Origin of the sequence: Synechococcus sp. FACHB-909, from assembly GCF_014698945.1 — a bacterium.
Lineage (GTDB): Bacteria > Cyanobacteriota > Cyanobacteriia > PCC-6307 > Cyanobiaceae > Cyanobium.
The window spans coordinates 49,718-70,155 of sequence record NZ_JACJTY010000004.1 but is presented as its reverse complement, the minus strand read 5'-3'; the positions used below and the strand labels follow the sequence as shown (position 1 = coordinate 70,155).

General features: G+C 68.4%; 21 protein-coding genes. 10 read left to right on the top strand and 11 right to left on the bottom strand.

Annotation, left to right across the window (positions count from 1 at the left end):
• Nucleotides 1-165: 165 nt before the first annotated feature.
• Nucleotides 166-1,071, top strand: coding sequence for a helix-turn-helix domain-containing protein (locus H6G99_RS08045; protein WP_353617201.1), 906 nt, complete (start codon nt 166-168; stop codon nt 1,069-1,071).
• A 26-nt stretch (nt 1,072-1,097) separates the two neighbouring features.
• Nucleotides 1,098-2,108, top strand: a complete 1,011-nt coding sequence (locus H6G99_RS08040; RefSeq protein WP_190610945.1) for a putative outer membrane beta-barrel protein — start codon at nt 1,098-1,100, stop codon at nt 2,106-2,108.
• 3 nt (nt 2,109-2,111) lie between these two features.
• On the opposite strand, the gene H6G99_RS08035 is transcribed toward H6G99_RS08040, so the two are convergent.
• The 5 genes from H6G99_RS08035 to hisF form a co-directional block, all read right to left on the bottom strand.
• Entirely contained in the window at nt 2,112-2,294 is a 183-nt protein-coding gene (locus tag H6G99_RS08035; RefSeq protein ID WP_159815919.1) for a hypothetical protein, read from the bottom strand.
• Nucleotides 2,291-3,169: a glycine--tRNA ligase subunit alpha gene (gene glyQ / locus H6G99_RS08030; RefSeq protein WP_190610942.1), complete on the bottom strand. Its 879-nt coding sequence runs from the start codon at nt 3,167-3,169 to the stop codon at nt 2,291-2,293. Before glyQ ends, H6G99_RS08035 begins: the two co-directional genes overlap by 4 nt.
• Nucleotides 3,170-3,231: 62 nt before the next feature.
• The gene (gene ubiE / locus H6G99_RS08025) at nt 3,232-3,933 is read right to left on the bottom strand and encodes a bifunctional demethylmenaquinone methyltransferase/2-methoxy-6-polyprenyl-1,4-benzoquinol methylase UbiE (RefSeq protein WP_190610940.1); all 702 of its coding nucleotides are present in this window, start codon (nt 3,931-3,933) and stop codon (nt 3,232-3,234) included.
• A 30-nt stretch (nt 3,934-3,963) separates the two neighbouring features.
• The gene (locus H6G99_RS08020) at nt 3,964-4,287 is read right to left on the bottom strand and encodes a hypothetical protein (RefSeq protein ID WP_094586113.1); all 324 of its coding nucleotides are present in this window, start codon (nt 4,285-4,287) and stop codon (nt 3,964-3,966) included.
• An 80-nt stretch (nt 4,288-4,367) separates the two neighbouring features.
• Nucleotides 4,368-5,165 carry an imidazole glycerol phosphate synthase subunit HisF gene (gene hisF / locus H6G99_RS08015; RefSeq protein ID WP_190610939.1) on the bottom strand — a complete coding sequence of 266 codons (798 nt, stop codon included), beginning with the start codon at nt 5,163-5,165 and terminating at the stop codon, nt 4,368-4,370.
• Between the two features lie 43 nt (nt 5,166-5,208).
• Between hisF and petP the strand changes: the two genes are divergently transcribed.
• The 3 genes from petP to H6G99_RS08000 are packed head-to-tail and all read left to right on the top strand — an operon-like array spanning nt 5,209 to nt 8,637.
• Nucleotides 5,209-5,421 (top strand): cytochrome b6f subunit PetP, encoded by a 213-nt coding sequence (gene petP, locus H6G99_RS08010; RefSeq protein ID WP_094586115.1) that lies wholly within the window; start codon nt 5,209-5,211, stop codon nt 5,419-5,421.
• 13 nt (nt 5,422-5,434) lie between these two features.
• Nucleotides 5,435-6,451, top strand: coding sequence for a chlorophyll synthase ChlG (chlG, locus tag H6G99_RS08005; protein WP_190610937.1), 1,017 nt, complete (start codon nt 5,435-5,437; stop codon nt 6,449-6,451).
• Nucleotides 6,448-8,637, top strand: a complete 2,190-nt coding sequence (locus H6G99_RS08000; protein WP_190610936.1) for a transglycosylase domain-containing protein — start codon at nt 6,448-6,450, stop codon at nt 8,635-8,637. The genes chlG and H6G99_RS08000 overlap by 4 nt, the downstream gene beginning before the upstream one ends.
• On the opposite strand, the gene H6G99_RS07995 is transcribed toward H6G99_RS08000, so the two are convergent.
• A complete protein-coding gene (locus tag H6G99_RS07995; RefSeq protein ID WP_190611127.1) occupies nt 8,634-10,052 on the bottom strand; it encodes a 16S rRNA (cytosine(967)-C(5))-methyltransferase in 1,419 nt (472 codons plus the stop codon). The genes H6G99_RS08000 and H6G99_RS07995 overlap by 4 nt on opposite strands.
• Nucleotides 10,049-10,468 carry an MGMT family protein gene (locus H6G99_RS07990; protein ID WP_094586119.1) on the bottom strand — a complete coding sequence of 140 codons (420 nt, stop codon included), beginning with the start codon at nt 10,466-10,468 and terminating at the stop codon, nt 10,049-10,051. Before H6G99_RS07990 ends, H6G99_RS07995 begins: the two co-directional genes overlap by 4 nt.
• 59 nt (nt 10,469-10,527) lie before the next feature.
• Here H6G99_RS07990 and trmH point away from each other — a divergent pair, with 59 nt between their 5' ends.
• Nucleotides 10,528-11,217, top strand: a complete 690-nt coding sequence (trmH, locus tag H6G99_RS07985; protein WP_190610934.1) for a tRNA (guanosine(18)-2'-O)-methyltransferase TrmH — start codon at nt 10,528-10,530, stop codon at nt 11,215-11,217.
• Here the strand turns inward: trmH and H6G99_RS07980 are convergent.
• Nucleotides 11,159-11,437 carry a hypothetical protein gene (locus H6G99_RS07980; protein ID WP_190610933.1) on the bottom strand — a complete coding sequence of 93 codons (279 nt, stop codon included), beginning with the start codon at nt 11,435-11,437 and terminating at the stop codon, nt 11,159-11,161. The genes trmH and H6G99_RS07980 overlap by 59 nt on opposite strands.
• Nucleotides 11,438-11,909: 472 nt before the next feature.
• Between H6G99_RS07980 and H6G99_RS07975 the strand changes: the two genes are divergently transcribed.
• Nucleotides 11,910-12,950: a glycosyltransferase family protein gene (locus H6G99_RS07975; protein WP_190610931.1), complete on the top strand. Its 1,041-nt coding sequence runs from the start codon at nt 11,910-11,912 to the stop codon at nt 12,948-12,950.
• Between the two features lie 20 nt (nt 12,951-12,970).
• On the opposite strand, the gene H6G99_RS07970 is transcribed toward H6G99_RS07975, so the two are convergent.
• Both H6G99_RS07970 and H6G99_RS07965 read right to left on the bottom strand, forming a co-directional pair.
• Nucleotides 12,971-15,385: an O-linked N-acetylglucosamine transferase family protein gene (locus H6G99_RS07970; RefSeq protein WP_353617200.1), complete on the bottom strand. Its 2,415-nt coding sequence runs from the start codon at nt 15,383-15,385 to the stop codon at nt 12,971-12,973.
• A 228-nt stretch (nt 15,386-15,613) separates the two neighbouring features.
• On the bottom strand, nt 15,614-16,477 hold the full coding sequence (locus tag H6G99_RS07965; protein ID WP_190610928.1) for an ABC transporter permease: 864 nt from the start codon (nt 16,475-16,477) through the stop codon (nt 15,614-15,616).
• Nucleotides 16,478-16,919: 442 nt separating this feature from the next.
• Between H6G99_RS07965 and H6G99_RS07960 the strand changes: the two genes are divergently transcribed.
• A complete protein-coding gene (locus H6G99_RS07960) occupies nt 16,920-17,615 on the top strand; it encodes a response regulator transcription factor (protein ID WP_094586123.1) in 696 nt (231 codons plus the stop codon).
• 2 nt (nt 17,616-17,617) lie between these two features.
• Nucleotides 17,618-18,334 (top strand): response regulator transcription factor, encoded by a 717-nt coding sequence (locus H6G99_RS07955; protein ID WP_190610927.1) that lies wholly within the window; start codon nt 17,618-17,620, stop codon nt 18,332-18,334.
• On the opposite strand, the gene H6G99_RS07950 is transcribed toward H6G99_RS07955, so the two are convergent.
• Nucleotides 18,303-19,694, bottom strand: coding sequence for a sensor histidine kinase (locus H6G99_RS07950; RefSeq protein ID WP_190610925.1), 1,392 nt, complete (start codon nt 19,692-19,694; stop codon nt 18,303-18,305). The two genes, H6G99_RS07955 and H6G99_RS07950, sit on opposite strands and share 32 nt — an antisense overlap.
• Nucleotides 19,695-19,995: 301 nt before the next feature.
• On the opposite strand from H6G99_RS07950, the gene H6G99_RS16340 reads away from it, so the two are divergent.
• Complete coding sequence (locus H6G99_RS16340) at nt 19,996-20,427, top strand: pilin (protein WP_286191063.1); 432 nt, start codon at nt 19,996-19,998, stop codon at nt 20,425-20,427.
• Nucleotides 20,428-20,438 lie beyond the last annotated feature (11 nt).

Sequence of the window (20,438 nt, the reverse complement as noted above, 5' to 3'; positions counted from 1 at the left end):
GGTAGGAAGAGGGCAAAGGCCCCCAGTTGTCACGTGACGGTCGCCACGGATCCGGAGGACACGCCCCCAAAGGATGCACAGAGCGGCGCGATCCGAACACTCAAAAAGTGCGGTTCCGCCGTTCCCGTCTCTCGGTCCGTCCAGGACATCGCCCGCCTGGAGGCGGTGCTCAGCCCCCTGCTGCCGGTGCAGCTCACCCAGCTCGCCGGCGGCCGCCTGCACAGCGAGCTGCTGACCCTCGACCTGGGGGCGCTCCAGGTGCTGCGGCTGCGCTTCGATCGCCCCCTGCACGCGGGTGGGGCCAAACCCAGCGGCCGCCAGCTGATCGCCCTCGACCTGGAGGAGACCGCCGGCCGGCCCGTGATGCGCTCCCACGGCCTGGAGCTGCCGGCCACGGCGTTCTTCGGCCTCTCCGCACGCGGTGAGATCCACCTCACCACCCCCGAGCGCTGCAGCCTGGCGTTGCTGAGCCTGGATCGGGACACCTTCCTGCAATGGGCCCAGGATCTGGGCGGACCGGGGCTGGAGGAGCAGCTGGAGGGTGTCAACTGGGAGACGATCGATCCGCTGCGCTTCCAGGGGGTGAGGGCCTGCCTGCGCCGGATCTTCCGCCTGGCCGAGCGGTCGCCGGCCCTGTTGGAGGATCCGGCGATCCGCCGGCGGCTGGGGGGGGATCTGGTGCCCCTGCTGGTGGAGGCCCTGGTGCACCGCAGCGGCCACGGGGAGCGGCTGGCGCGGCCGCCGGCCCGGATCGAGCTGGTGAAGGCCGCCCAGGCCTGGATGGCGGAGCATCCCCACGAACCGATCAGCCTCGATGGGCTCTGCCGCCAGGTCGCGGCCGGTCGGCGCAGCCTGCTGCAGGGGTTCCGGGAGCACCTGGGGATGGGCCCGATGGCGTACCTCAAGATCCGTCGCCTGCACGGCATGCGACAGGCCCTGCTGGCGGCCGATCCGCAGGCCACGCGGATCTCCGAGCTGGCCGCTCAGTGGGGATTCATGAACGCGGGGCACTTCGCCCGCGATTACCACAGCCTGTTCGGCGAACATCCCCGGACCAGCCTCCGGGCCTGAACGTCCTGACCTCCTCTCCCCTCCCCATGAACGAGAGCAAGCCCCGCCCGTTGCCTGTCCTGGCCAGCCTGGCCCTGGTGCTGCCGGCCCTGGTGCCGGCGGCGGGCCTGGCCGAGCCGGCCCGGGGCCGCGCGACGGAGGCCACCTGGATCGGCCAGGAGCTGCGGCTGCCGCCCGCAGCCCCGGCGGAGGCGACGGCGCAGGAGAGGGCTCAGGCGGAGCCGGCCTCCGGGGAGCCGGCCCCGGCCACCCCGACCGCCCCCCCCTGGAGCGGCACCGTCGAGCTGTACGGCTTCGCACCACTGCGCACCCTTGGCACCACCACGATCCGGGGCCAGGAGGCGGAGGTGGACCAGGACCTGGGGGAGATCCTCGACATCCTGCGGTTCGCCGCCTCCGCCCGCGGCAGCATCGAAAAGGACCGGGTGGGCCTGCAGGCCGACCTCTGGTACACCAGCCTTGGCGAATCGGCGGCGCGCCTGGTCGGCCCCCGGCAGCTGTTCACGACGACGGCCGATGTGGGCCAGACCCTGGGGATCTACGACTTCGCCCTGCGTTACCGGTTCGGCGAGCGGGAATCGGCGCTGGGCAAGCCCGGCACGTACTCGGTGATCCCCTATGCCGGGATACGGCTGATCGATGGCCGCCTCAACCTGGCCGCCACCCTCGACGGCCCCTTCGGACGCACCCTGCTGGAGCCCACCCGCAACTTCCAGCGCACCTGGGTGCAGCCCCTGGTGGGCACCCAGGCCACCGTCTTCCTCTCGCCGCGCCTGCGGGCCTTCGCCCGCGGCGACATCGGCGGCTTCGGCCTGGGCGGCCAGCAGGACCTGAGCGGCAATGCCCAGGTGGGCCTGGGCTATGCGATCGGCGACAACACCGATCTGAACGTCTCCTGGCGCTACATGGGCCTGAAATGGAACAACGGGGACCAGCAGGCCAACGGCTTTTCCGTGAACATGAACGGCATCGAGGTGGGCGTGAAGTTCTTCTTCGGCGGCGCTCCCAGGGGCACGGCGGTGGCCAGCACGCCCTGAGCCTCAGAAACTCGGCAGCTTGAGCATCAGCTCACACAGCTGGGGGCTGGGCAGCTCCTGACCCAGCAGCGGCGCGACCAGGGCGGCAAGGGGCCGCAGCCGGCAGGGCCAGATGGCCCGTTCGGTGAGGCGGCCGGCCTGGAAGGCGCCGAGCACCAGCACCGCCACCAGCAGGGTGCGCTTCACGCCGGCGGTTCGTTCAGCAGGGGGAAGCCCAGGGCGCGGCGCTCCTCCAGCCAGGCCTCGGCCACCTGGCGCGCCAGGTGGCGGATGCGGCCGATGGTGGCGGTGCGCTCGGTCACCGAGATCACGCCGCGGGCCTCCAGCAGGTTGAAGGTGTGGCTGCACTTGAGCACGTGGTCGAGGGCCGGGGCCGGCAGCCCGGCCGCCACCAGATCGGCGGCCTCGGCCTCATGCAGGGCGAACAGCTGCAGCAGGCGTTCGGGGTTGGAGGCCTCGAAGTTGTAGGTGCACTGCCCCTTCTCGAAGGGCAGCCAGATGTCGCCGTAGCTGCGCTCGCCGTTCCAGCGCAGGTCCCAGATGCTCTCCACGTCCTGGAGGTACATCGCCAGCCGCTCCAGGCCGTAGGTGATCTCGATCGACACGGGCCGGCAGTCGAGGCCGCCGCACTGCTGGAAATAGGTGAACTGGGTCACCTCCATGCCGTCGAGCCACACCTCCCAGCCCACGCCCCAGGCGCCGAGGGTGGGGGATTCCCAGTTGTCCTCCACGAAGCGGATGTCGTGGTCGGCGGCGTGGATGCCGAGGGTTTCGAGGGAGGCCAGGTAGGTCTCCTGGATGGCATCCGGAGAGGGCTTGATCAGCACCTGGTACTGGAAGTAGTGCTGGGCCCGGTTAGGGTTATCGCCGTAGCGGCCGTCGGTGGGGCGCCGGCAGGGCTCGGGGTAGGCCACCGCCCAGGGCTCCGGGCCGATCGCCCGCAGCACGGTGTGGGGGCTCATGGTGCCGGCGCCCTTCTCCGTGTCGTAGGGCTGCAGGATCAGGCAACCCTGGTCGGCCCAGAACCGGTTGAGGCTGGCGATGATGTCCTGGAAGAGCATGGTGCGCCGGTCGGGTACGGGCCAGGACGGCAGGGAAGTCGGCTTGATGCTGCCAGATCGCCTCAGGCCTGCAGCTCCAGCAACCCCATCAGGCCACCGGCCAGGGGGCGGTGGCTGGCCGTGGTGAAGCCGGCGCAGCGGGCCAGCTCCTCCTGGGCCGGGCCGGTGGGGAAGCGGGCCAGGCTCTCCTCCAGCCAGGCGTACTGCTCAGGCAGGCCCACGGCACGGGCGGCCGGCACCACCAGGCGGCGCAGGTAGAAGCGCTGGAAGGCCGCCGGAGCCGAGGCCGGATCGGGCCGGTTGAAATCCAGCACCACCGCCCGCCCGCCGGGCCGCAGCAGGCGCCGCAGCTCCACCAGGCCGGCGGCGGGATCGGCCAGGTTGCGCAGGCCGTAGGCCATCACCGCCCCATCCGCCCAGCCATCGGCCAGGCCGGTGGCCAGGGCATCGCCCTGCTGCCACTGCAGGGGCAGCCAGGGCTGGCGCGCCGCCCGGCCCTCGGCGATGGCCAGCGGGGCGGCGGCCGCATCCAGCCCCAGCACCAGCCCGCCGGGCCGGACGCGGGAGGCCAGCACCAGGGCCAGGTCGCCGGTGCCGCAACAGAGGTCGAGCAGGCGCTGGCCGGGGCGGGGGCGCAACCAGAGCAGGGCCTGCCGCTTCCAGAGCCGGTGCAGCCCCAGGCTGAGCAGATCGTTCAGCTGGTCGTAGCGGGGGGCGATGGTGTCGAACAGATCGCTGATCTGCCGCGGATCAACGGTGGCCAAATCGGGGTGGATCGGGGGTGGGATCGGGCTTCAGCCCTTGCCCTGCAGGGTCAGGGAGTCGTCCCAGGGCAGCACGATCGCATCCAGGCTGACGCCGGTCACCTCATGGTCGGGGGCCGCCAGACCACGGGCCTCGAGCCGCACCGGGCTGGTGAAGGTGAGCACCATCACCGTGGCCAGGCCCACCGCCGCCGAGCAGACCATGCAGCCGGCGAGCATCAGGGAGAACTCGCGGCGGTCAGTGGCGGCCTGCATCAGCTGGAGCGCCCAGGCCACCAGCGCGATCACCACCACCACCACCACCAGCGCGATGACCGTGAACAGGGGCGTCGGCAGCAGCAGGAAGGCGTTCAACGATGCACCGGAGGCCACGGACGTTACTCAATGTTACGGCGCCTGAGGGAGGCGGTGCGATCGCCGCTGCGGCGAGCGCTTCATCCCGCCGCCAAGGCCGTCAGCAGGGGCCGCACCGGCAGGCCCCGCTGCAGCAGGTCGGTCTTGATCTCCTCGACGGTGAGGACCCCGTCATGCAGCAGGGAGGCCAGCAGGGCGGCCGAGGCACCGGCGACCTCGAGGGCGGCGGCGATGTGGTCGATGCAGCCGGCGCCTCCGGAGGCGATCACCGGCACCTCCACGGCCTCCACCACGGCCCGGGTCAGGGCGAGGTCGTAGCCCGCCTGGGTGCCGTCGCCGTCCATGGACGTGAGCAGGATCTCCCCGGCCCCGAGCGCCACCACCCGGCGGGCCCAGGCCACCGCATCGAGGCCGGTGTTCTCCCGCCCCCCCTTGACGAACACGTCCCAGCCCGGGGGCTCCTCGCCGCCGCTGGGGCGGCGGCGGGCGTCGATGGCCACCACGATGCACTGGCAGCCGAAGCGATCGGCGCCGGCCGTCACCAGCTCGGGGGTGCGGACCGCCGAGGAATTGAGGCTCACCTTGTCGGCGCCGGCCCGCAGCAGCTCGGTGATGCCATCGACGCTGACGATGCCACCGCCCACCGTGAAGGGGATCGTCACCGCCTCGGCGGTGCGGCGCACCATGTCGACGAGGGTGGCGCGGCCCTGGTGACTGGCGGCGATGTCGAGGAAGACGAGTTCGTCGGCCCCGGAGGCGCTGTAGCGGCAGGCCAGTTCCACCGGGTCGCCGGCGTCGCGCAGCCCGACGAAATTGACCCCCTTCACCACCCTGCCGTCGGCCACGTCGAGACAGGGGATGATCCGCTTGGCTACCACGGGTTCGCTGTTAGGGTTGCGCGACTTTCTAATCGCGCCGGACATGGCCCAGGCTGGCATCACCATCGGTTCGAAGGTGCGGGTCACCCGCGTGCGCGATCGGATCCCGGCCGGCCTGGTGGCCGCCCTCAAGGCCGATGCCACCGGCACGGTGAAGGATTTCCGTGTCACCGACGGCACCGGCATCGGTGTGGTGGTGGAGCTCAGTGGCGGCACCACCACCTGGTTCTTCGACGACGAAATCACCCCTGCCTGAGACGGCCCAACCCATGAGCCAGAGCCCCGAACCCAGCGCCGGCTCCCAAGGCGTCTCCGGTGGCGCCCGGCAGCTGCTCGGGATGAAGGGCGCCACCGGCACCTCCAACATCTGGAAGATCCGGCTGCAGCTGATGAAGCCCGTCACCTGGATCCCCCTGATCTGGGGGGTGATCTGCGGGGCGGCGGCCTCCGGCAACTTCCACTGGACCCTGCCGGAGGTGGGGGCTTCCGTGGCCTGCATGCTGATGAGCGGACCGCTGCTGGCCGGCTACACCCAGACGATCAACGACTACTACGACCGCGAGATCGACGCGATCAACGAGCCCTACCGGCCGATTCCCTCCGGGGCGATTCCCCTCGGCCAGGTGCGTCTGCAGATCGTGGTGCTGCTGCTGGCCGGGCTGGCCGTGGCCTGGGGCCTGGATGTCTGGGCCGGCCACAGCACGCCGGTGCTGCTGCTGCTGGCCCTGGGCGGCTCGTTCGTGAGCTACATCTATTCGGCGCCACCGCTGAAGCTGAAGCAGAACGGCTGGCTGGGCAACTACGCCCTGGGCGCCAGCTACATCGCCCTGCCCTGGTGGGCCGGCCAGGCCCTGTTCGGCCAGCTCACCTGGAGCACGGCCCTGCTCACCCTGGCGTACAGCCTGGCGGGGCTGGGCATCGCCGTCGTCAACGATTTCAAGAGCGTTGAAGGGGACCGGGCCCTGGGCCTGCAATCGCTGCCGGTGGTGTTCGGCATCCAGCGGGCCAGCTGGATCAGTGCCGGCATGATCGACATCTTCCAGCTGGCGATGGTGGTGGTGCTGATCGCCATCGGCCAGCACTTCGCCGCCGTGCTTCTGGTGCTGCTGATCATTCCCCAGATCACCTTCCAGGACATCTGGCTGCTGCGCGATCCCGTCGCCTTCGATGTGAAGTACCAGGCCAGCGCCCAGCCGTTCCTGGTGCTGGGGATGCTTGTCACCGCCCTGGCCATCGGCCAAAGTGATCTGACCCGCATCGCTGCGCTGACGGCACCGCTGCCATGACCAGGGTGGGCCTGTCGACGGCCACCAGCGGCCCGCGGCAACCCGGTGAGCCGCCACCCAGCCGGCCTAAGCGACGCTCCGGCTGGCGCCTGCTCGCCCCGGCCCTGGCGGCGACCGCCGTCGGCGGAGTGGTGGCCCTGGGGCAGACGACCCTGGTGCGCGCCCTCGACGGGATGCTCCCCGATGCGGGCCGCATCACCAGCTTCAACCGGCCGGGGACGATCACGATCCTCTCCTCCGACGGCCAGGTGGTGCTCAAGAAGGGGCCCGCCACCCGCGAGAAACTGCCCGCCGGCAAGATGCCGCTGCTGATCCAGCGCGCCTTCGTGGCCGCCGAGGACCGGCGCTTCTACCAGCACGACGGCATCGACCTGCTCGGCATCAGCCGGGCCGTGATGCGCAACGTCCAGCAGGGTGCCGTGGAGGAGGGCGCCAGCACGATCACCCAGCAGCTGGCCCGCACCGTGTTCCTGAGCCAGGACCGCACGATCATGCGGAAGCTCAAGGAAGCGGCCCTGGCCGGAAAGATCGAGCGCCAGCTGAGCAAGGCGCAGATCCTCGAGCAGTACCTCAACTACGTCTACCTGGGCTCCAGCGCCTACGGCGTCTCCGATGCGGCCTGGATCTACTTCTCCAAACGTCCCGACCAGCTCACCCTGCCGGAGGCGGCGCTGATCGCCGGCCTGCCTCCGGCCCCTTCGGTGTATTCGCCCCTGGTGAATCCGGAGGTGGCGCTGCGGCGGCGCTCGATCGTGCTGCAGCGCATGCGGGAGGCGGGCTTCATCGACGATGAGCAGCTGCAGCGGGCCGACGCCGCCCCCCTGGCGCTGAAACCGGCGGAGCCGAAGTTCTTCTACAACCCGGCCCCCTGGTACACCAGCTGGCTGGAGCAGGAGCTGCCAAAAGTGCTCAGCAAGGAGCAGCTGGAGGTGGGCGGACTCACGATCCGCAGCGGTCTGAATGCGGCCTGGCAGGCCCAGGCCCAGAAGACGATCGACTCCTACGCCACCGGCAGCATGGAGGGGGCCCTGGTGGCCATGGAGCCCGGCACGGGGCTGGTGCGGGCGATGGTGGGGGGCAAGGACTGGGAGAAGACCCAGTTCAACCGGGCCTCCCAGGCGCTGCGCTCCCCGGGCTCCACCTTCAAGCTGTTCGTCTACCTGACAGCCCTCAAGCTGGGCATGAAGCCGGAGGACACGGTGCTGGATTCGGCACGGTGCTTCGGCAGCTACTGCCCCAAGAACTTCGGCAACCGCTACATGGGCCGGGTGAGCCTGGCCACGGCCATGCAGAACTCCCTCAACATCGTGGCGGTGGGGCTGCTCCAGAAGCTGGGCTATGACCCGGTGATCGCCACCGCCAAGAGCCTCGGCATCCACCGGGAACTGGGCCGGTACCTGTCGATGGCGATCGGCGCCAACGAGCAGACGGTGCTCGACATGACGGCGGCCTATGCGGCGCTGGTGAACCGCGGCGTGTACATCCAGCCGCTGCCCTTCGAGGAGATCTACGGGCCGGAAGGGGAGCTGCTCTGGTCGCGGCGGGCCAACGGCCCCCGCGGCACCCGGGCGGTGAGCAGCGACGTCGCCGACGCGATGGTCTGGATGCTGCAGCAGGTGGTGCAGGGCGGCACCGGCGGCGGCGCCGCCCTGGCCGACCGGGCGGTGGCCGGCAAGACGGGCACCTCGGAAGGGGGGCGGGATCTCTGGTTCATCGGCTCCATCCCCCAGCTCACCACCGGCGTCTGGCTGGGCTACGACAACAACCGGGAGACGGGCACCACCAGCGTGCTGGCCACCTACGCCTGGCGGACGTTCATGGAGCCGGTGACCAAGGGGATGCCGGTGCAGAAGTTCCCGCCCAAGCCGAAGCTCACCGGCACCTTCAAGCCGGTGCCGGGCAAGAAGACCACCGAGCGCGACGCCCGACCGGAGGACAGCGGCAGCCGCGAGAGCCCCCGCTGGCAGCCGCCGGTGCAGGAGCCCAGCCGCACCGATCCCCCCGACCGGGAGCCCTCCACGGAACAGCCGCCCACCCAGAGCGAGCCGACCCAGCCGGTGCCGCCGAACAATCCCGTCGCCGCACCCCGCTCCCGCGACGCGGCCATACCCCCGCCCCCACCGCCGGAACCCGCCGCCCCCCTGCCGCCGCCGCCCCCCGTCGCCGCCCCACCGCCACCCCCCTAGGCGGTGCCCGGCCCCCGCAGCAGCGCCGCGTAGAAGCCATCGCCACCGCCGCACTCCGCCGCCGCGGGAGTGGGCCACCACTGGCGCTCCTCCAGCAGGCTCCAGTCCGGATGGGCCGCCAGCAGTGCGGCGATCAGGGCGCCGTTCTCCCGCGGTTCCACCGTGCAGGTGGCATAGAGGAGCCGGCCGCCGGGGGCCAGCAGCGGCAGCATCGCCTCCAGCAGCTGGCGCTGCAGGATCACCAGGCCGTCGATGGCCTCGGGGGTGATCCGCCAGCGGGCGTCGGGATGGCGGGCCAGGGTGCCGAGTCCCGAGCAGGGGGCATCCAGGAGAATCCGCTCGAAATGGCCCCGCCAGTGGGGCTTCAGCTCCCCGAGGCCGGTGGCGTCGGCGGCCAGGGAGCGGATCGTGGTGAGCCCCAGCCGCTCGGCGTTGCGATCCAGCCGCCGCAGCCGGGCTTCGGAGCGATCCAGCGCCCACACCTCACCCCGGTCGCCGATCAGCTCCGCCAGGTGGGTGCTCTTGCCCCCCGGGGCGGCGCAGGCATCGAGGATCCGCTGGCCGGGTCGGGGGTCGAGCAGGGGGGCGATGGCCTGGGCGCTGCGGTCCTGCACGCACCAGAGTCCTTCGGCGTAGCCCGGCAGCTCACGGGGATCGCCCACCCGCTCCAGCAGGGTGAGGCCGTGGTGGGTCTCGGGCAGGGCGCGGGCGGCCACACCGGCGTCCGTGAAGCGCTGCAGCAGGGCATCCCGGCTGGTGCGCAGGCCATTGACCCGCAGGTCGAGGGGCGGCACCGCGTTGCAAGCCAGGGCGAAGGCCTCGGCCCGCTCCGGCGGCAGCCAGTCGAGCAGCCCGGCGGCGAGCCAGGGGGGCAGGGAGCGGCGCACGGCCAGGGCGGCGGCAGGGTCGGCCGGCAGCGCCAGCCCATCCCAGGGGTCGTGGTGGGGTCCGGTGCCGGCCGGCCGCTCGCGCCGCCGCAGCAGGGAGCGCAGCAGGCCGTTCACCACAGGCGCCAGCTTGGCCAGGCCGGCGCGCTTGGCCAGCGCCACCGTGGTGCTCACCGCCGCCGCCGCCGGCACCCGGTCGCTGAACAGAAGCTGGTAGAGCCCCACGTGCAGCAGCCAGCGCAGGGCCGGGGGCTGGCGCTGGGCGCTCACCTTGCCGAGGGCGTCGATCCAGGCGTCGAGCAGCAGCCGCTGGCGGATGGCCCCGTAGGCGATCTCGGTGGCCAGGGCGCGGTCGGCGGGCGAAAGGCCACCGCCGGCGCGGGCCAGGGAGGCCAGCTCCCGCTCCAGGGCGGCATCGGCGTAGGCCCCTGCCGCGACCGCCTGCAGCACCTGCCAGGCCAGCTGCCGGGAGGCCAGGCCGGGGACGACGTCGCTGGCGTGAATCGGCGGACTCCCGGGACGGATCAGTCCTTTGTACAGGACCGCTGGGCTGGGCCTGGGGGCTCAGGGGTCCAGGCGTCGCCGGCCTCCGGCAGGAGCGCGGCCGGCGGATGCCAGCGGTGCCGGGCCAGGGGCAGGCGCCCGTCGGGGGCCACGGCGATCCCCTCGGCCAGCAGCAGCTCCCGCTGCATCCAGTCGCTGCCCTCCCGGCCGGGACTCATGGCGATGCGCCCCTGGGCATTCACCACCCGGTGCCAGGGCACCTCGGAGGGCAGGGGCAGGCGCCGCAGGGCCCAGCCCACCTGGCGGGCGCAGCCCCAGGCCCCGATCAGCTCGGCGACCTGGCCGTAGGTGGCCAGCTGGCCAGGGGGGATGTGGGCCACCATCGCATAGACGCGACGGTCGAAGGGGCGTCCGGAGTCGGCGGCAACCGGGCTGGCCATGGCGGACGCGGCGCGGGGGACAGGGAGGGCAACGCCGATGATGGCGTTTTGCCACGCCGATGCCGCTGCTGCCCCGCCGCTTCGAGCGCCTGCGCGCGGTGCTCGATCGCCGCATGGGGGATCTGACGCTGCTGCTGGAGCAGGTGGACAAGCCCCACAACCTCTCGGCGATCCTGCGCAGCTGCGATGCGGTGGGGGTGCTCGAAGCCCATTCCGTCAGCCTTCCGGGGCGCACGCCCACCTTCAACAGCACGGCCCTGGGCAGCCAGAAGTGGGTGGCGCTGCACCGGCACCGGAGCAGCAGCGACGCCATCGCCCAGCTCAAGGCCGGCGGCTTCCGGCTCTACGGCACCCACCTGGGGGCGCAGGCTGTCGACTACCGCGACTGTGACTTCACCGGACCCACGGCCTTCGTGCTGGGGGCGGAGAAGTGGGGACTGAGCGAGGAGACGGCCGCGGCGATCGACCAGGCGATCGTGATTCCGATGGTGGGCATGGTGCAGTCGCTCAACGTGTCGGTGGCGACCGCGATCCTGCTGTTCGAGGCGCTGCGGCAGCGGCAGGCGAAGGGCGGCCTGCCGAGCCGGGGCGAAGGGCTGGCGCCGGAGCAGTACACCCGGCTGCTGTTCGAGTGGGCCTACCCGCAGGTGGCGGACTGGTGCCGCCGCGAGGGGCGCCCCTATCCGGCCCTCAGCCCGGAAGGCGCCATCCTCGAGGAGCTTCCACGGACCGTGCGGCTTCGCTGTTGAGGGGGCCGCCATCGAAGCGGGCGGCGCTCGGCAACCAGAAGGTGAGCCCCAGGGCCAGGATCTCGAGCAGCAGCTGGCGGCCGCCGAGCAGCACCACCAGCACGGCCACGAAGGCCAGGAACTTCTGGAAGACGCTCCAGACGTCGTCGGGCGTGTTGCCAGCCTTCTGCCAGAGGGCAACAGCCAGGGCCAGCAGGGCCAGATCCAACCACCAGGGCATCGCCGCAGCCGCCGTTCACTGGAACGCTACCAAAGGCCTTCGGAGCTGGCGATTGGGCACGCCTGCGGGGTGACGCCGGGATGGGAGTCTCCCCACCTGCTGACTCCGCCATCAGTCCTCCCGTCTCTCTACTGCGGGCAGTCCGTAGCTGGAGGGTGTTGCTTTTGCGTCGCTCTTCGGCCGTAGCCCGAAGCCACCGATGCCCTCGATCAGCAAGCAAGACTGAGCCATCTTCCGGAAGATCCCTACGAAGCCATCCGAGGACGCCTCACTGGAGGATTAGCCATGGCTGTTACCGCTTTCCATCCCCCGCCTTGTTTACCGACAGAACAGGACAGCAGAGATGTGCAGCCGTTCCAACCATGTCCCTGCTTTACTGGGAGAGCAAGAAGGAGCCAACTTCCAACAAGACTCTGGTCTTATGGAATGGGCTTGCAGAACGTCACCGTAGGTCCTCATGAGCCAATGCTCCTTGCTAGTCCCCACCCACCGCGACGGCAGGCAGGTGAGGGCTTCCCTGGCCCATCTGGCCTCCTTTGCGAGCAGCGACATTCGGGTCATTATTGCCGATAACAGTGAATTGCAGACCAAACACGACTTTCTGCACGACTTAGCCAGAAGGCATGACAATGTCGACGCTCATCCACATGCTTCCAATATAGGAAGCACAGCCAACTTCCTCTTTCTGCTGGAGCAAGCAGCGACGTCAGAGTTTGTTAATTTCTGTGCCGACGACGACACATTGACTCTGGACTGCCTTGAAACCTCCCTATCGATCATTCGGCAGCAACCGGACGCAAGCTCCGTAGCCGGGCATCTTCTGGCCTTACACCTCGATGGCAACTGTTCGATCGAGAATCAGGCCTTCATGGAGGATGACCCGACGACGAGAATGAGAAGCTGGTTTCAGCCTTCCAGCTGGAATCTCCCCTTTTACTCTCTGCACAGAAGATCATTCATCCAGCCTTGGATCAACTTCATTGAGGGGCATCCAATGGTGACCCCATTCTTTGATTTCTTGTTCACCTCTTCTCTGATTTCCCAAGGAACTCTCCTGCGTCACGGCAGCGGCGCCTACCTGTGGAGAGCAGATCATTGGGACGACAGCGCAAGAAATGCACAAGCCAGAATGAATGCTTACCAGAGCCTTGGGTTGCCGAAGCAATTCATGGTTTTCTTCGATCTTCATTTTGCCGTCGAAGCTGCCAGCTTCTTCCTTGGCAAGTATTCGCCGGTAGAAGAGAAGTCCCTCAGATCGAGCTGTGCCGAAGCCATGTGGGAGCCCTGCCTACAAAGGTTTCGCCTAACCGCAGATGCGAACGAAGCTCTGATCCGAGAATGGCTGAACGAGTTTCCAGGTGCCTTGATGGCGCTCAATGCGCTCTACGATGAACGCAGCCAACCTTGCCTGGAACTGCTGGAGCTCTTCCCGGTTCTTCTCGAGGCATTTTCTGTGGAAAAGGCGAAGGAGTATCAGGAGTTTCAGACCTTGAACTTCGTCCTGCAGGGATGAGCACTCCGGCGACCATTCCCTCATGGACCGCTCAGAGGAAGGGGGCTGCGGGGAACGCAGCGGTCGACGAAGCTTCGAAAAGCACGGCTCACTTCCAGGTCGTTAAAAAGAAGGTGCCGGCGCTCCAGGATCGTTGTTCTGAGTTGGGCGTGATAGGCATCGTCCCGCAGCAGACGGAGCGAGATGGCCACGTAGTCCTCCTGGTCCCTGGCAATCAGCTCGGGGAGGTCGAGCACCTCAAGCATGGCGATCGTGTGCCTTCCTCGCATCTGGGTGGTCGGCAGGGTGACGATCGGGCATCCCTGCGAAAGAGCCTGCAGAGAGGTATTCCCCCCGTTCCAGTCAATCGTATCGAGAGCATGATGGCCGATGCGGAACAGGCCCAGGACATCGCCGAACTCCAGGCGAGGGAGCAGACGAATGTGATCGTCAATCTCCAGCCCGGCCTCCGCAAACCTGGCCCTCAGGCGCTGATGCAACATCCTGCCCACCGTGCTCCCGAGGGGTGGATCCACCATCAGGATCAACGCATCGCGCGACCGCTGGGCGATCGCCACCAGGACACCGTCGTTGCGCGGCGCGTATTTGAAGGAACTCTGCAGTGACAGCAGCAGCGGCCGATCTCCCGGCAGCCCCAGGGTGCGACCGACATCGGCGTTGATGGCTTCCTCGGCCGGGGGCGTCTCGTTCAGTCCCGTCCGTGGCAGAAGGTGCAACTCCTCGCAGTAGCTCCGTTGCCCCTCCGGCGTTTCCATCCCCTCTCCGACGAGGAAGGCATCCATGCAGGGCGAGCCGCTGGTGACCGGGTGGCCCCAGCCCTGCACCTGCACCTGCGCCAGGCGCAACAGGGAGAGGATCCGGGTTGTTGGCTCCATCCCGATGTCGGGGAACAGCAGCAGCTCAATGCCGTCAGCACGGATGGTCGTGGCCGCATCCGACAGGCTGCCTGGCCCAACCGGCAGTTGCCGAAAGGTGGAGATCCGTTGGAAGGCCTCGGTTGCCTCGTCCGTGGTGGATCCGGTGTGATAACAGAAGATCTTGTAGCCGTCTCTGTCGGCCAGATCCGCCAGCCAGCCCAGCACCCACAGGGCCCCGTGATGGCGGTACAAATGGGCCGAGACGACGCCCACCCGTCGGGGACCTGACGAGCCTGGTATGGGAATCGGCGCCATGAACTCACCCTGGCGGACACGGAAGAGGTGGGTGAGCACCCGCCCGTAGGCCTCCTGGAGTTCCCTCACATCATCCATGAGGTAGGCCATCAGGAAGCCGGGGAAGCACCAGGCATGCGCCAGTAATTCCTCAAGGGCCGGCTCGGAGGGCAGCAACGACTCGGTGAGCTGGGCCAGGCGCTGGACATCGGCGACGACCCTGCGGCGTTCGCACTCCATGGCGGTGTCGGAAGCGTGGACCGGCGGGATCAGATGCAGCCCGGCGAACAACCGCAGGGGCTCATCAGGGATGGCCTCCACCTTGCTTCGAGCCTCCGCCAACGCACCGATCATCACCAGGGCGATGAGCTGGCGCGTGAAGACATAGACCCTCTGCAGCACGGTGGCCTCCTTGAGGGGAAGCGCCTCGAAAACCGTCAGGGCCTCAGCGAAGCGGTTGCCCTCCAGCAACGCATTGCCACGCCCGATCGCGGCCGTCAGCGGTTCGGGTGATTCTTGCTCTCCGAGGTTGGAGAATGCGGCTTCAGCAGAGGGAGCATCGAGAAGGGAGAGTCCCGCCTCGAGGTCGAAGCCGAAGCTCTCCAAATCCTGCTGATAATGCTCAGCAATGAAGGCGGCCAGAACACGCCGGTCCTCCGCCCCGAGCTGGACCTGCGGTGCGGCCGGGAGGTGCTGCCTGTAACGGCTCAGCTCCAGGCGTATTCGCTGTCCGATCGGATCGACCGGATCGGGAACCAACAGGGGCAGCAGGGAGGTCACCGGATCCCTTTCGATCACGGAAGCCTCAAGCACAGGGTCGTAGCCGATGAAGTCGTGGCCGCTCAACTCCAGCTGCGGCATCCAGAGCTCCTGGCGGCCCAGGCGCGGCCAGTCCTGCTCCAGCCAGCGGAGGAAATCCGCGAGGGGCACCGGGGCCGGGGCGGTGGCCGGACGTTCGACGGTGGTCATGTCCCGCCAGCCCCTGAGCAGCCTGTCAACCGGATGGCGCACCACACAGAACCTTCGCCAGGAGGGGTCAACGAAGATCGACATGGCCTCCTCCAGTGACAGATCCGCCAGCCTGGGTATCCCGGCACCCTCAGGGCAGGGGCGGGGTTCGGTGGAGTAGGTGGATGGCGCCTCTGAGCCAGCCGCGATCGCGGCCAGCCGTGACAGCAGCCTCGAGCAGCTGTTACGCAGAAGGGGAACCAGAACCCGTTGCCGGTGCAACACAAGCACCCGCCGTTCCGGTGGGTCTACCTCATCCGGCGCGTGGGTATTCATCGTATGCACGGCGGCGATCCTCGGACCTTATCCTGCTGACCCAGACCAGGAGCGTGCTCCACAGAAGACGCTCCAAGCAAAACCAACCGAGGCGCCCCCACGCCACCGCCCAAGGCAGTCTCGGAAAGGCCCAAACGTAATCTCGATTCAGTGACGCCTCGTGCTCGAGATCATTCGAGACACCAATCCGCCTGCGGCAATGTGAGACAAATTCATCTCACATCAATGTCATTGACGATCAGGCGTGGCTGAGCCCCCGGACAACCAGTTCTCCAGGCCCTCGCCCAGGAAGGACAGGCCGAGCACCAGGACGAACATGGCCAGCCCCGGAAACAGGGCGGTCCACCAAATGCCGGTGGGCAGGGCGGTCAGCGCCTGTTGCAGATCGCTGCCCCACTCCGGGATCGTCTCCGGCAGGCCGAGCCCAAGAAAACCCAGCCCCCCCAGCACCAGCACCGCATCGGCCGCATTGAGGGTGAGCAGCACCGGCACGGAGGTGATCACATTGCGGAACAGGTAGCGGCGCATGATCCAGGCGGGGCCGGCCCCCAGGGAGCGGGCCGCCTCGATGAACAGCTCCGCCTTCACCTGGGCCGACTGGTTGCGCACCACCCGGAAGTACTGGGGCACGTAGACCACGCAGAGGGCGGCGGCGGCGTTGGGCAGGCCCCGGCCCAGCAGGAAGGCGAGCACGACGGAGAGGAGCAGCACCGGCAGGGTATAGAGGGTGTCCATCACCAGCACCAGCAGACGGTCGACCCCGCCGCCGAGGTAGCCGCTCACCATGCCGAGGGGAACGCCGATGGCGAGGGCGAGCACCAGGGCGGTCAGCACCACCTGCAGGGCGACGCTGCTGCCGGAGAGCGTGCGCACGCAGACGTCACGGCCGAGGCGATCGGTGCCGCACCAATGGCCGAAGGAGGGCGGTGCGTAGATGGGGTTCTCCAGGCCCGCATTGGGATCGCTCAGCAAGCCCCAGTGCACCAGCAGCGGGGTGGCCAGGGCGATCAGCCCATAGACGACCACGAGCGCCAGGCCCCAGCGCGCCATCCGTTCCGCGAGGGTGGCGCCTCCGACCAGGGGGGCCTCCATGTCGGCATCACCAGTGGACTTCCGTATCACAAGTTGACGGTCAGGGCCAGGATTCGTGCGTATCTGCGCTGAAACGGACGCGGATCAGGATGGCTTGAAGAGTAACCTCGGTGGTTGCCGATGTGGCGGGGGGCGCTCGGCGTAGCCTCCGATAAGTGAGGCGTACGTATGAGGCGTCCCGGCGTCCGTGAAATCCGGCGGAATTTATGCCTCTGACGCCGCCGACGTCAAGGTTTGTCATCAGGTCCGGCTTCGGCCCGTACTCACCGCATCCTCCGGAAGGTGGCAGCGATGCGATGGGATTTCTACCGCGTTGCAAGAGTACCTGCAGGTGAGCTTGCAGGTGAATTCTCACGCTGGTATAATGTGCATCATATGCGCCACTCAACTCCAGAGTGCTGATTTCCACCGTGGCCGAGCGTCGTTCAGCCTTCCCGATCAGATGACCAGCGCCCGCCTCCTGATCGTCGACGACGACCCTGAAATGCGCGGCTTCCTCACCTCCGAACTGGCGGTCGAGGGCTACGAGTGTGAAGAAGCTTCCTGCGGCCAGCAGGCCCTGGGCCGGATCCGCAGCCAGACATGGGATCTCGTGCTCCTCGACTGGAACCTGCCCGATTTCAGCGGCGTCGAGGTGTGCCGGCGCATGCGCAAAGGCGGCATCTCCACCCCCGTGCTGATGCTCACGGCCCGGGATGAGGTGCAGCAACGGGTGGAGGCGCTCGATTCCGGCGCCGACGACTACCTGATCAAGCCGTTCTCGATCGAGGAACTGCTGGCCCGGGTGCGGGCCCGCCTGCGTCGCAGCGGCATCGATGAACAGGAAGGCGGCCTGCTGCGGATGGCCGATCTGGAGGTGAATCCCGCCAGCCGGGAAGTGGCGCGGGGCGGAGAGTCGATTCACCTCACGGCCAAGGAGTTCGATCTGCTGATGCATCTGCTGCGGCATCCCAATCAGGTGCAGGAGCGGCGGGCGATCCTCGATGCGCTCTGGGGTGAGAACTGGCTGGGCGACGACAATCTCCTCGATGTCTACGTCCGCTACCTGCGCCGCAAGCTCGAGCCGGCCGGCCAGCCCACCCTGATCCAGACGGTGCGTGGCGTCGGCTTCATGCTGAAGGAAGGGCCGCCCCGCTGAGGATGGCGGAGGCCACCTCCCAGTCGCGGCTGCTGATCGTCGAGGACGACCAGCGGATGCGCACGTTCCTTGCCGGGGAACTCAACTGCGAGGGCTACGACGTCACCGAGGCCGAAGACGGCCAGGGCGCGCTGATGCACCTGAGGGACGCCTGCACCGATCTGGTGCTGCTCGACTGGACGCTGCCCGATTTCAGCGGCGTCGAGATCTGCCGGCGGCTGCGCTCCAGCGGTGACATCACCCCCGTGCTGATGCTCACCTGCCACGACGACATCCGCGACCGCGTCGAAGCGCTCGATTCCGGGGCCGACGATTACATCCTCAAACCCTTCTCCATCGAGGAGCTGCTGGCCCGCATCCGCGCCCAGCTGCGGCGCACCGCCTACTGGCGCGGGGTGGCCGAATCCGATCTGCTGCGTTGCGCCGACCTCACGGTGAACACCGCCACCCGGGAGGTGATCCGTGCGGGCCAGGCGATTTCCCTCTCGGTGCGCGAATACGACCTGCTCCTCTGCCTGCTGCGCGGCACCGGACGGGTGGTGGAGCGGGAGGAGATCCTGCGCGAGGTGTGGGGTGAAAACCACTTCGGCGACGAGAACCTGCTGGGGGTCTACATCCGCTACCTGCGCCGCAAGATTGAGCCGGAAGGGCTTCCCACCCTGATCCAGACGGTCCGCGGCGTGGGCTTCATGCTGCGTGAAGGGGAGCCGCGCCCTTGAGGCGCAGCTGGAAATCGGCGCCCCCCTCCGGCCCATCCGCCACCGACACGCTCCCCCCCATCGCCTCCATCAGCGCCCTGACCACCGCCAGGCCCACCCCACTGCCGGGGATGGCACCGGTGTTGCGCCCCCGGCCGAAACGCTCGAAGACCAGCGTCTTCTCGCGGTCGGGAACGCCCGGGCCGGCATCGATCACGTGCACCACCACCCGATCAAGGCTGGCATCGAGCCGCAGCTGAATCGGGCCGCCACTGGGATCGTATTTCTGGGCGTTTTCGATCAGGTTCCCCAGGCACTGCTCGAAGCGGTCGGCATCCCCGAGCGCGAAGGTGCGTGAGCCCTGGGTGGCGCCGGGGCAGATCCTCAGGCGGCCGTGGCAGCGGGAGCGCAGCCGCTCCGCCACCCGCTCGATCGCCTGGGCCACATCGAAGGGCTCGAAGGGCATCAAGGTGCGGTTGGCATCGATGCGGCTGAGAGCCAGCAGATCCGTCACCAGCTTCCCCATCCGGCCTGCCTCCTCCTCGATCAGAGCCAGCTGGGCGGCATCCTCCTCCGAGAGCCCGTGGGAGCGGCGGCGCAGGCGCCCGGCGTAGTTGCGGATGAGGCTGATGGGGGTGCGCAGCTCATGGCTCACGCCGTTGGCGAAGCCCCGCTGGCGTTCCCAGGAGGCCGAGAGGCGATCCAGCAGATCGTTGAAGGCCACGGCGATCGGCGCCAGCTCCCGGGGCTGGGCCGCCACCGACACCCGCTGGCTGTCGAGGGTGTCGGAACTGATCGCCTGCATGCGCAGACCCAGATCATGCAAGGGGGCCAGGCCCCGCACCAGCACCGGCCGCAGCAGGAGGCCCGTGAACAGGGTGGCCAGCCCGGCGGCCACGATGAGAACGGTGATCAGCAGCCGCTGCTGGGCCAGCTTCTGGGTGATGTCCTCCAGGAAGCGGAGGCGCACCGTGCTTGTCCCGAGATGGATCTGCTCCGAACTGGTGAGATAGGTGAGCTCTCCGAACTGCAGCACGGCCACCTGCCCGGGGCGGTTCCCCTGGGCCGGCAGTCGCGTCAGCGGCACGCCGGTGGGAATGGAGAACAGACGGATCTGGCCGGCCGCGCCATAGGGAACGCCCTGGTCGGTCTCGACCCAGCCGAGGAAGTTGGGGCTGATCAGCCGGGCCAGGGCGTCACTGATCTCGTCGAGCGTGCGTGGCACGGGCCGGCGTGAGAGGAGCACCTGCCGCACACTGGCGGCGGTGGCACGGTGCTGGTCGCGCCGCTCCTGGCTGGCCAGCAGGGCCGTGGCCCCGATCAGGAGCGCATACCCCCCAAGCACCGCCAGCAGGCTGAGCCCCAACAGGCGCCGGCGCATCGAAAAACCACTGGGGGGAGAGCCCAGCCGGCCCAGCTTCCGAGAAAAGGCCGACAATTTCATTAGAGGTCCATTAGGCCTCGGGAAGATTCGGTCCCTTATCGATCCTAGTGGCCAATGAAAGACCCGCCATGATTGGGCCCTGCAACGAGCGCGCAAGGCCCCAGATCCCTGACGAGGCCTTGGATCTGCACCTTAGGGTCTACACCGTTGCCCAGGGCCCACCACGGCAGCGGTCGCATCGACAACCCCCTCCCTGGTGCATAAGATTAGTTGAGCCATGAGCTTTCCTGCCTCCACCATGAACATCTCCCCCAAGACCAAACTGGCCCTGATGCGCAGCCTGCGCGAAAAGAAGAACCCCCTCCAGAAGGGCTTCACCCTGATCGAGCTGATGATCGTCGTGGCGATCGTGGGCATTCTTTCCGCCGTGGCTCTGCCCAACTTCCTGGGTGCACGGGCCGCCGCCTCCGCCGGTGCTCGGGTGGGTGAGGTGATCGGCATCGCCAAAGAATGTGCCACTTTTGTGGCATCCGGGGGCGTAGGCGTGGCACCAGCCACTGCTGGCGGAACCATTGTGGCCTGCGAAGTTACAGGCGGCACAGTGTCTGGAACCTTCACCTCAGGCGCAGGTGGTGTGCGTTGCCTGGACAAAACGAATGCAGCCGGCAACACGACCGTTACTGTTACGATTGCCGGCAACACCGGTGCGTTGACTTGTGCTTTCTCATAAGCAACATACCC